Genomic DNA, 10,799 nt, shown 5'->3' with positions numbered 1-10,799 from the left:
TCTGCACTACCGAGAACGGCATCGAACACATCGAGCGCGCGCTCGAAGGCGGCGCCAACGAATACATCATGAAGCCGTTCGATAAGGAAATCATCGCGGCCAAGTTCCAGGAAGTAGGCCTGATCGCGGTGCCGGAATAATCCGGTTCTGCCTGTAGCGTTAGCGTTGTAAGAGAGGCCGCCAGTGACCCCGCCAGATTATGAATATTTGCGCAAACTCCTCAAGGACCGCTCCGGTCTCGATCTGTCCGCCGACAAGCAGTATCTGATCGAAAGCCGGCTGCTGCCGCTTTCGCGGAAGGCGGGACTGTCCGACATCACCGAACTCGTGCAGAAGATGAAGGGCGGGTCCGCCGACCTCACCACCCAGGTGGTCGAGGCCATGACCACCAATGAGACGTTCTTCTTTCGCGACAAGGTTCCGTTCGATCACTTTCGCGATTCCATCGTGCCGGAGGTCGTGAAGGCCCGCGCAAGCCGCAAGAGCATCCGGATCTGGTGTGCCGCCGGTTCGACCGGTCAGGAGCCGTATTCACTGGCGATGTGCCTGAAGGACATGGGCGCCATGCTGGCCGGCTGGCGGATCGAAATCATCGCCACCGACCTGTCGCAGGAAGTGCTGGAGAAATCCAAGGCGGGAATCTACAGCCAGTTCGAGGTTCAGCGCGGCCTGCCGATTCAGATGCTCGTCAAATACTTCAAGCAGACCGGCGAACTCTGGCAGATCAACCCCGACATTCGCGCCATGGTTCAGCATCGGCAGCTCAATCTGCTGCACGACTTCTCCCAGCTCGGCGTCTTCGACGTGATCTTCTGCCGCAACGTCCTGATCTACTTCGACCAGGACACCAAGGTGAACATCTTCAATCGCCTCGCCAAGATCACCGAGCCGGACGGCTTTCTGGTGCTGGGTGCGGCGGAAACCGTGGTCGGGCTGACCGATGTCTTCAAGCCGTTCCCGGACAAGCGCGGTCTGTACCGGCCCAATGCCGCAGGCGCGACGCCGGCAAAGCTGCCGGCCGCGAGCGCGGCCGCGCCGAAGCTCGCTGCGATGGCGGGGCGTTGACGAATGGGCGATGATGCAAAAGCACCGGAGCGCGTGACGTTCAGCCGCGGCTATGGTGTCTGCATCATGGGCATCGACGGGACCTGGCGCCGCGATTGCCTGCTCAACGCCATCTCCGACAACGACGCCATCCTGACCGTGGAAGGCTCGATTCAGGGGCTCAATCTCAAGGAGTTCTTTCTGCTGTTGTCGTCGACCGGCCTCGCCTATCGGCGGTGCGAGCTGGTCCGCGTCAACGGCGCCGAGATCGATGTTTCCTTCCTGAAAGGCAAGAACAAGAAGAAGCGGGCTGGTGCCATGTCAACGGATACGCTGATAGGCGCCTGAGGGCGGACCGCGCCGGGCTTGCCGGGAAGCGCTTGTGAACGGGCCGGTGCCACTAGACGGCGATCGTCGCCCTGCCGGCAGAGTCTCGACCGATACGCCGCTCGAGGCCGGGCCTGGCGGCAAGCGATCGCAGCAGGCCGTTGAATACGACAGAAACCCTTTGAGGGATCGGCATCGCAAGTTTCCGCGGCACGGCCGCAAAAAGCCGAATCAGGCACTTCAGGCGCGATTGATCAGGCGAACCGGCGCGTAGTCGCTCGCCGTGGAATTGCCGGCGAGGTGTCTGGTGCCCTGGCGTCCAGCAGATGGTGAAGGGCAATGCCAAGGCCGGCATTGCAGACGTCCAGTGCGGCGTTCACCTTCGCGTAGCGGGGGGTGACGTCGTCCAGGACGAAAACGTTGCCGGCAGCATCCTGGTTGCCGGGAGCGGACTCCCTGGTAATGGCGGCTTCAAGCTGCTTCATGCCGGTCTGGACGTGCTCGATCAGCGAAACCAGCTCCGAAACGATCGAATGGTGGCCGTGATTCCGGTCGCCGGACGGGTCCGGAATCCTGCCGTCTGTTGCCGCCTGCATGATTGCTCTCCTGCATACGTTTTTATGCCCGCGGCGCTACTTGTGCGTTAAGGCTGCGTCCCGTACAAATACGGGTGGGCTCGAATCTGCATTAGGCGCAGTATCGTGCGGCGAATGGGCGTGTTTTTTTTCACTGTCGATGGACCGACTCATGGCTGAGAACCCTGCTTCCCAACGCGAGATCTTCGTGGTCGACGACGACCCCGCTATCCGCGACACCTTGTCGATGGTGTTGTCGGCGGGCGGATATCAGGTGATTTGCTTTGCCGACGGCGCCGCGCTGCTGGCATTGGCGCGGACGCGAACGCCGGCCTGCATCCTGCTCGACGTGAATATTCCCGGCAAATCCGGCCTCGATATCCTGAAGGAGCTTTCCGGCGAGGACTATCCCGCGCCGATCTTCATGATCTCCGGCCAGGGCGACATCGCCATGGCGGTCAGCGCGATCAAGAATGGCGCGCTGGATTTCATCGAAAAGCCGTTCCGCGGCAGCGAAATAGTGGCCCGGCTCGACGAAGCGATAGGGGCATATGCACGCCGGCAGGCAGAGAACTCCGCCTCGCGAACCGCGTCGCTGCATTTTCCGGGACGGGAGCCATTGACGCGGCGCGAACGCGAGGTGCTGGAGCAATTCACGTCGGGCGCTTCCAACAAGGAAGCCGGGCGCCATCTCGGAATCAGTCCGCGCACCATCGAAGATCATCGCGCCAACATCATGAAGAAGCTCGGCGCCAGGAATGCGGCCGATCTCATTCGAATCGTGATGACCGCCGCGCGCGGCTCCTGAACCGGCGCGTCAATGTCCTTGCGGCGCCCCTGCGAACGCAGGGATGACGTCCGGAGCTAGCCGGCGAGCGCCTTGCGGATCATCGTGGCCAAATCCGACTTGCGGTACGGCTTGGCGAGCAGCAGGACTCCGGAGTCGAGCCGGCCGTGGTGGATGATCGCGTTTTCGGTGTAGCCCGAGGTAAACAGCACCTTGAGTCGGGGCCTGGCTTTCTGCATCTCGTCGGCGAGCTGGCGGCCGTTCATTGTGCCCGGCATGATCACGTCGGTGAAAAGCAGATCGAAGGCCTTGCCGGCAGCGACGATAGCAAGTGCTTCCGCTGCATTGGCCGCATCCAGCGTGACATAGCCCAGCGAATGCAGCTGGGTCAGCACATAATCCCTGACCAGCTTGTCGTCTTCAACGACAAGGATGGTTTCATGGCCGCCCTCAACGGCCGCCCCGATCCCGGCTTCGGCAGCGGACAGGGCTCCGGTGCCCGGCGGCAGGTACATCTTGATCGTGGTGCCGTGGCCCTCCTCGCTGTAGATCATGATGTGTCCGGCGGACTGCTTCACGAAACCATAGACCATGCTGAGGCCGAGACCGGTGCCTTTGCCGGGGCCCTTTGACGTAAAGAACGGGTTGAACACCTTGTCGAGTATGGCGGCGGGAATCCCGGTTCCGGTGTCGCTCACGGCAATCAACGCGTAGCGTCCGGGCCGCACGTCGCCTTGCATGCTGGCGTAGCTTTCGTCGAGAAAGGCCATGCTGGTTTCGAGGATGAGCTTTCCGCCATTGGGCATCGCGTCGCGGGAGTTGAGCGCGAGATTGAGAATGGCGGTCGCGAGCTGACTGGGATCGACGGTCGCCATGCAGGCTTCGTCTTCAAACACCGATTCGATCTCGATCTGCTCGCCCAGCGTGGGCCGCAGCAGCTTGGCGGTGTCGATGATCAGCTCATTGACGTCGGTCTCCCGCGGCTGCAGCGGCTGTTTGCGGGCGAAGGCCAGCAGATGCTGGGTGAGATCCGCGCCCCGCGACGCGGCTTCGTCGATCATCCTGGTGATGGCGGCGAGTTGCGGGTCCTTCTCGACGGCCTCGGCCAGAATTTCGATGGTTCCGGTGATGACTGTCAGGATATTGTTGAAGTCATGGGCAATGCCGCCGGTGAGCTGGCCGACGGCTTCCATTTTTTCGGCCTGCCGAATCCGGTCCTCCGCCGCGATCCTGTCGGTCAGGTCGCGAATGAAGCCGTTGAACACAAACCCGTCACGGCGTTTCAACGCGGTGACGCTGAGCTCGACCTTGATCTCCCGGCCGTCACGCCGCAGGGCCTCGATCTCGATGCGGCGGCCGAGGATTGGACCTTCGCCGGTGCTCAGGAAGCGCGCGATGCCCGACGCGTGGCCGGCACGGTGGATTTCCGGAATGATCAATTCGCCGAGCTTTTGTCCCAGCGCTTCATCTTGCGACCAGCCGAAGATCGTTTCCGCCTGCGTATTCCAGTTTCGGATGCGGCCTTTCTCGTCGATCTGGACGAAGGCGTCGAGCGCGGTATCGATGATGCCGCGCGCCAGCTGTTCGCTTTCGCGCAATGTCTCCTGCGCCAGCCGGCTTTCGGTCATGTCGCGGCCGACGAAGAAATACCGTCGGACCGGCTCCGACCACGTACCCATCCAGGACAGCGTCACGATCCGCCCGTCCTTGTGAATGTAGCGCGAATCGGTATTCCGCGCCCGCTTTCCGCGCCGCGCCAGGCGCAGTTCGTCACGGCTGATCTCGAGGTCGTCGGGGTGGAGGAATTCGCTGGCGTTGCGGCCGATCATTTCCTTCGGCGCATATCCCAGGATGGTCGCGGCGCTCGGGCTCACCTGAACCAGCACGCCCGTTGGATCGATCACCAGGATCAGGTCCTGGGAGGTTTCGAAGATGCGGCGTCGCTCCTCGATCTGCTGGCGCAGCGCATGCTCGGTCCTTCGGCTTGCCGTGATGTCACGAGCGGTGGTCGATGCACCGATGATCAGTCCCGACGGTGCCTTGATCGGGGAAATGGCGAGCGAGACCTGGACCAGGCTGCCATCCCTGCACAAGCGCTCGGTTTCGTAGTTCTCGATGGTTTCGCCCCAGCTGACCCGACGCAGGATGTCACTGACCTCCTCCGCACGGGTGGGCGGCACGATGAGGTTGATCCGCTGTCCGACCGCTTCCGTCGCTGGATATCCGAACAGTCGTTCCGCGGCCGGGTTCCAGCCGGTGATCGCGCCGTCGAGGGATTGTGTGACGATGGCGTCAATGGAGGATTCGACGGCGGCGCTGAAGAGGCGCTCGCGCGAGGCGTAATGGTCGCGCGCGGCCACGGTGCGACGATGATCCTGAACTTCGTGCTCGAGCGCGGCGGCCTTTGCATTCGCTTCGCCCATCACCCGGGCAAATGCGCGCGCGAGTACGCCGGTCTCGCCGCTGGCGTCGACCGGAATGGCGGTCAGCCCGCCGCGGCCGGCGCCCTCGACGGCCGCCGTCAATTGGATGATCGGCCGGGTCAGCGTCCTCGCAATGAACACGGCCAGTGCGGCCGCGCACAGCACGGCGATCAGTCCGACCAGGAGCGATGAATTTCGGATCGCCGAGGCGGACGCCATGAAGGCGGCGTTCGGACTCCGCTCGATGACGGCGACCCATTCGCCGCCGGCCAAACGCGCGGGAGCAAGCGCTAATCCGTCCGGACGTGCGCCCCGTTCCGGGACGGCCTTTGCGAAGCTCCGGCTCGCGCCGAACGATGATACCAGATCGGGGAAGTCGCTTCGCCAATCGTTGGGCTTGCCGAGCTGCGAGCCGAATTCCCGCGTGCGATCGGGGTGAACCAGGTACTCGCCCCTGCCGTCGACCACGTAGGCGCTTTCGCCCGGCCGCACCGATGACCTGACGCGATCGAGTGCTTGCCGCATGTCGGCGTTGATGAGGACGATGCCGTACGGCTTGCCGTCGGGCGCCATGACCGGTTTTGCGATCAGCAACGTCGGCACATGGGGGGTCTCGACGACACCGTTCTCCGCGTTCAGAGCGACGTGCGAGACGTAAATTCCGTCCGGAGCCAGGCTGATCGTGTCCCGGAACCAGGGCTCATCGCCAACCCGCCGCATCTCGCTTTCCGGAACGATGCGCACCGCGCCATCAGGTCCGGAACGGTCGACGCGAACGAGCTCCCGGTGGCCGTCCTCTACCCCGATGAAGCGGAGCGAATGTGCCGGCTTGAGCGCCATCTGGGCAGCCAGCCGGGTTCCCAGCCGCTCGCGCCAGAGCGCCTCCGGGATTTGATCGGTCGGATCGATGCCGCCATTGAGACGGGCACGCATCAAGCCATGGACCGCCGCCAGGCTGTGAAAGGTGGCAATGTCGCCGGGTCCGCTGCGCACATGCGAGTCCAGCTCGGCGGCGACAAACCGGGAATGCGTCTCGATGCGATCGAGCATGCGGGGCAGCAGCGCCTGCTCCAGGTTGCGATAGCTCAGCCATCCGACCGCGGATACCGCGAGCGCAACCAGCAGGATCATCGCGGCGGCTAATCTGGTTGCAAGCGTCATCTTGGTCTTCGCACCACTCTATCCCGCCATGGTGCGCGGCTGGCCGGGACGCCCAACGCTATTCCGCTTTATGGGCGGGAAGCAACCTCGCCGGCGGGCTGGGATGATGACGACGCACGCTGTGCGGCCTCGAGGGACCCGGCAACGGCTGCCAGCAGCGCGGCCGGCTTGAAGGGCTTCTGCAGGCTCCGGACCGCGCCGAGCTTGGTGGCCATGGTCAGGAAATCCGGGCCGGAGCCGGAATCGGAAGTGACGGGATTGCCTGATATCACGATGATCGGGATCAGGGGTTGTTGCTGATGGACCAGCCGCATGGTTTCCAGGCCGTCCATGCCCGGCATGAAGATATCGAGAAACAGCAGATCGAATTCACCCGCCTCGAATATCGCGAGCCCTTTGCGGCCATCGCCGGCGACGACAACGCTGTGGCCGGCCCGTTCCAGCAAAATCCGGATGGTCGCCTGCACTGCAATGTCATCGTCCACGACCAGAATCTGTGCCAAGTCCAACTCTCCGCTTCGAATCTGGAATCAACACCGGCCTGTCGCAAAAGGGTTGCTGAATTCGCATTCGCACGCAAGCATTTCCATTGGTGGACGACGCGTTGATTCTGTTGGAACGATGGCCGAGAAGCCATTCCATCTGCACGGTTCAGGGCAGACACGGATCAAGGGGCTGTGCGGGGGAATGTGATTCGGGAGAAAAAAATGTCACTGATCCCGATCGAACGCGACTCCGATTCTCTTTTCCTTCCGCCATACCACGTGGCAGGGCAAACGCCGCCCCTCTGCCGGCAAGATCAAGCCAAAGCGATCGGGGATCCCGACCGGACTGGCCACGTCCAGCGCCGCTCCCGCCTCGGACATGTTGCGGACGGTGCAATCGATGGTCCCGCCGCCGAATTCTATGATTCCGGCCTTCAGGACCCGGTGTCGCGGAGTTGCGCGGTGCTCTGCCATCAGGGCACCAGCGAGGGCGTCAAGCCCGGTTCATCCGATTGAGCGTGGTGACGAGAATAATCGCGGCCGTTGTTGTCGAGACCCTTCGGGTTCACCGGTTCGGCGGTAGCGAGCCAGCGTCCGGTCTCGTCGCATACGAACAGGCCGCGGACTCGACCCAAGGGGGGGTTGCGAAAGTTGATGAGGGTCTGAAGCCGCGCGATGGCCTCCGGCCCGTTGCCGTGGATGGGACCCCGGTTGCGACGGGAAGAGCTCATTGCGAATTCGAACCTTTCGTCCCTCTTGCCGGTGAATCGAGAAGGCGACGGTGCAACGTCGTTCCTGCAGCGCAAGGCGACTCACCTCGGTTGGATATCGTTACGGATCCGGCGCTCTCCGGGTGTTAAGTTCCGGACCGGTAGAACTACTGAAGGACCATCTGGCTGGAGACTCGCGCTTCCGCATGAATCATTCGCTAAGATATTCCGGAAAACGCGCGCGAATTTCGGCCAGATATCCAAGCGTTCCCGACAAATGCTGGCGCAGGTGACGCTGGGCTTCATCAGGCTGGTTGGCGCTGATCGCCGCGACGATGAGTTTGTGATGGCGCACGATGTCTTGCGCTTTTCCGGGCGAAGGCAAATGGAGTCGGCGCAGCCGGTCGATGTGGCCGCTGCGGCTGCGCACCAGATCCCAAAGCGCCCGGTTGCCCGTCGCGGCATAGAGCTGCGCATGGGAATCATTGTCGGCAGCTATGAATTTCTCGTAGTCGCCGGCTCTGGCGCATTTCTGCTGCAGCGCAATTGTGCCGTTCAGCTCGTCCATCAAGGCATCGACATGCTCCAGCCCGAGCGCCTTGACGATTTCCAGCTCCAGCGCCTGCCGCAGGAAGTGAGCCTGCTGCGCCAGTCGCACATCGATCCGGCTCACGACCGTGGCATGCTGCGGGAAGACGTCGACCAGGCCTTCCTCCTCGAGCCGCATCAGCGCGTCGCGGATCGGGGTCGAACTGACGCCGAACTGCGTGGCAAGTGCTGCGCGCGACAAGGGCGATCCGGGCGGCAATTTGAGCGAGACGATCATGTCGCGCAGCCGCTCGAACACCTGGGGTGCGGCCTGACGGTCTCGATCGAGCCGGTCGGCGGAATGCGGGCTGGCTGGGCGGGAAGCGATTTGCGGTGAATCCATCAGGGAACCGGGGTGGTCGGGGCAAGGGGTCAGGCAAAGGTCAGGCAAAGGTCAGGCAAGCCGCATCCTGATTCCCGCGGCGTTCGGCTCGATCCTCACGGGGCTGAAGATCGGCTGGGCGTTCGCGTGGCGTACCCTGATCGCGGCCGAGCTGGTATTCGGCGTGTCGTCGGGGCAGGGCGGGCTCGGCTGGTTCATCTTCGAGAACCGCAACCTGCTGGACATTCCGGCCGTTTTCGCCGGCCTTTTGACCGTGATCGTGATCGGCCTGGTCGTGGAAAACCTGATCTTCCGTACCATCGAGCGCAACACCGTGCAAAAGTGGGGCACGCAGTCTTGAGCCCAGGAATGACCCCGACATGACCGACAAGAAAAAGACCCCCGACCAGCTCCGCAGCGCGCGCTGGTTCGCGCCCGACGATTTGCGCGCCTTCGGCCATCGCTCCCGCGCGATGCAGATGGGTTATGCGCCGGAGGAGTGGAAGGACCGTCCCGTCATCGCGATCCTCAACACCTGGTCGGACGCGCAGCCCTGCCACATGCATTTCAAGAGCCGGGTCGACGACGTCAAGCGCGGCGTGCTGATGGCGGGCGGCTTTCCGATGGAATTGCCGGCGCTGTCGCTGTCGGAATCGTTCCTGAAACCGACCACCATGCTCTACCGCAACATGCTGGCGATGGACGCCGAGGAACTGCTGCGCGGCCATCCCGTCGACGGCGTGGTGCTGATGGGCGGCTGCGACAAGACGACGCCGGGCCTGCTGCTCGGCGCCACCTCGATGAATTTGCCGGCGATCTACCTGCCGGCGGGACCGATGCTGCGCGGCAACTGGAAGGGCAAGACCTTGGGCTCCGGCTCCGACGCCTGGAAATACTGGGACGAGCGCCGCGCGGGAAAAATCTCCGACAAGGACTGGGTCGATGTCGAGGCCGGCATTGCGCGGAGCTACGGCACCTGCATGACCATGGGCACCGCCTCCACCATGACCGCGATCGCCGAATCGATCGGCATGACCCTGCCGGGCGCGTCCTCGATCCCGGCCGCCGACGCCGGCCATATCCGCATGGCCTCGGAATGCGGCCGCCGGGTCGTCGAGATGGTGTGGGAAGATCTCACGCCGCAGAAGATCCAGAGCCGCAAGGCGTTCGAGAACGCCATCACCGTGGCGATGGCGATGGGCTGTTCGACCAATGCGATCATCCATTTGATCGCGCAGGCGCGCCGCGCCGGCCAGGACATCGGCCTCGACGATTTTGAAACTGCCAGCCGCAAGGTGCCCGTGATCGCCAATGTCCGTCCCTCCGGCGACAAATATTTGATGGAGGATTTCTTCTATGCCGGCGGGCTGCCGGCGCTGATGAGCCGGATCAAGCAGCATCTGCATCTAGACGTCATGACCGTCACCGGCCGGACACTCGGCGAAAACATTTCTCGCGCTGAAGTCTATGATGACGACGTCATCCGCACCGTGGAAAATCCGATCTATGCCGAAGGCGCGCTGGCGGTGCTCAAGGGTAACCTCGCTCCGGATGGATGCGTCATAAAACCCAGCGCCTGCGAGCCGCGCTTCCTCAAGCACACCGGCTCCGCGCTGGTGTTCGACGATTATCCTTCGATGAAGAAGGCGATCGACGATCCCGATCTCGACGTGACGGCTGATCACGTGCTGATCCTGCGCAATGCCGGGCCGCAGGGCGGGCCGGGCATGCCGGAATGGGGCATGCTGCCGATCCCCACAAAACTGGTGAAGCAGGGTGTGCGCGACATGGTGCGGCTGTCGGATGCACGCATGAGCGGCACCAGCTACGGCGCCTGCATCCTGCATGTCGCGCCGGAATCCTGGATCGGCGGCCCGCTGGCGCTGGTGCGCAATGGCGACCGCATCTCGCTCGACGTCGCCGCGCGCACCATCAACCTCGATGTGCCGGAAGCCGAGCTGGCCAAACGCCGCGCCGAATGGCAAGCGCCGGAGAAGCGCTATGAGCGCGGCTACGGCTGGATGTTCACCAAGCACATCAAGCAGGCCAATGAGGGCTGCGATTTCGACTTCCTCGAAACCGGTTTCGGCAAGCCGGTCGATGAACCTTCGATTTATTAGTCCGTCGTTCCGGGGCGCGACGCGAACCCGGAACCTCGAGATTCCGGGTTCGATGCTGCGCATCGCCCCGGAATGACAAGGGGAAAGCCAATGACCAGACTGAGCAATGCCACCCGCGCCAAACTGAAGACCATCTCAACCGCCACCGTGGCCACCGCATTGTTCAAGCGCGGTTTTCGAATGCAGTGCATTCAGGACGTGCACCCGCTCGGCGCCGACCAGCCGACGCTGGTCGGCGAAGCCTTTACCCTGCGCTA

The 10,799-nt window shown here is 63.2% G+C and carries 9 protein-coding genes and 3 pseudogenes; 7 read left to right on the top strand and 5 right to left on the bottom strand.

Annotated features, from left to right (window positions below; all coding sequences use genetic code 11):
- The 3 genes and pseudogenes from Q7U29_RS04735 to Q7U29_RS04725 all read left to right on the top strand — a co-directional run.
- Nucleotides 1–140: pseudogene (locus tag Q7U29_RS04735) on the top strand (response regulator); the annotation flags it as partial.
- A gap of 43 nt (nt 141–183) precedes the next feature.
- Nucleotides 184–1,065, top strand: a complete 882-nt coding sequence (locus tag Q7U29_RS04730; RefSeq protein ID WP_304739044.1) for a protein-glutamate O-methyltransferase CheR — start codon at nt 184–186, stop codon at nt 1,063–1,065.
- A gap of 3 nt (nt 1,066–1,068) precedes the next feature.
- Complete coding sequence (locus tag Q7U29_RS04725) at nt 1,069–1,392, top strand: PilZ domain-containing protein (protein WP_304739043.1); 324 nt, start codon at nt 1,069–1,071, stop codon at nt 1,390–1,392.
- 233 nt (nt 1,393–1,625) lie between these two features.
- Here the strand turns inward: Q7U29_RS04725 and Q7U29_RS04720 are convergent, their stop codons facing one another.
- Nucleotides 1,626–1,967, bottom strand: a complete 342-nt coding sequence (locus tag Q7U29_RS04720) for a hypothetical protein (RefSeq protein WP_304739041.1) — start codon at nt 1,965–1,967, stop codon at nt 1,626–1,628.
- A 151-nt stretch (nt 1,968–2,118) separates the two neighbouring features.
- On the opposite strand from Q7U29_RS04720, the gene Q7U29_RS04715 reads away from it, so the two are divergent.
- Nucleotides 2,119–2,754, top strand: a complete 636-nt coding sequence (locus tag Q7U29_RS04715; RefSeq protein WP_304739038.1) for a response regulator transcription factor — start codon at nt 2,119–2,121, stop codon at nt 2,752–2,754.
- Nucleotides 2,755–2,810: 56 nt separating this feature from the next.
- On the opposite strand, the gene Q7U29_RS04710 is transcribed toward Q7U29_RS04715, so the two are convergent.
- From Q7U29_RS04710 to Q7U29_RS04695, 4 genes are all read right to left on the bottom strand, one after another.
- On the bottom strand, nt 2,811–6,317 hold the full coding sequence (locus Q7U29_RS04710) for a PAS domain S-box protein (RefSeq protein ID WP_304739037.1): 3,507 nt from the start codon (nt 6,315–6,317) through the stop codon (nt 2,811–2,813).
- A 68-nt stretch (nt 6,318–6,385) separates the two neighbouring features.
- Nucleotides 6,386–6,820, bottom strand: a complete 435-nt coding sequence (locus Q7U29_RS04705) for a response regulator (RefSeq protein ID WP_304739035.1) — start codon at nt 6,818–6,820, stop codon at nt 6,386–6,388.
- Between the two features lie 207 nt (nt 6,821–7,027).
- Entirely contained in the window at nt 7,028–7,276 is a 249-nt protein-coding gene (locus Q7U29_RS04700) for a PilZ domain-containing protein (RefSeq protein WP_304739033.1), read from the bottom strand.
- 447 nt (nt 7,277–7,723) lie between these two features.
- Nucleotides 7,724–8,443, bottom strand: coding sequence for a GntR family transcriptional regulator (locus Q7U29_RS04695; RefSeq protein WP_304739031.1), 720 nt, complete (start codon nt 8,441–8,443; stop codon nt 7,724–7,726).
- A gap of 58 nt (nt 8,444–8,501) precedes the next feature.
- Here Q7U29_RS04695 and Q7U29_RS04690 point away from each other — a divergent pair.
- The 3 genes and pseudogenes from Q7U29_RS04690 to Q7U29_RS04680 form a co-directional block, all read left to right on the top strand.
- Nucleotides 8,502–8,783: pseudogene (locus tag Q7U29_RS04690) on the top strand (ABC transporter permease); the annotation flags it as partial.
- Nucleotides 8,784–8,802: 19 nt separating this feature from the next.
- Nucleotides 8,803–10,542: an L-arabinonate dehydratase gene (araD, locus tag Q7U29_RS04685; RefSeq protein WP_304739030.1), complete on the top strand. Its 1,740-nt coding sequence runs from the start codon at nt 8,803–8,805 to the stop codon at nt 10,540–10,542.
- A gap of 90 nt (nt 10,543–10,632) precedes the next feature.
- Nucleotides 10,633–10,799, top strand: a pseudogene (locus Q7U29_RS04680) (ribonuclease activity regulator RraA); the annotation flags it as partial.

Origin of the sequence: Bradyrhizobium sp. (assembly GCF_030654605.1) — a bacterium.
Lineage (GTDB): Bacteria > Pseudomonadota > Alphaproteobacteria > Rhizobiales > Xanthobacteraceae > Bradyrhizobium.
The sequence above is the reverse complement of the archived record's forward strand: the minus strand, read 5'-3'. Positions and strand labels throughout refer to the sequence as shown.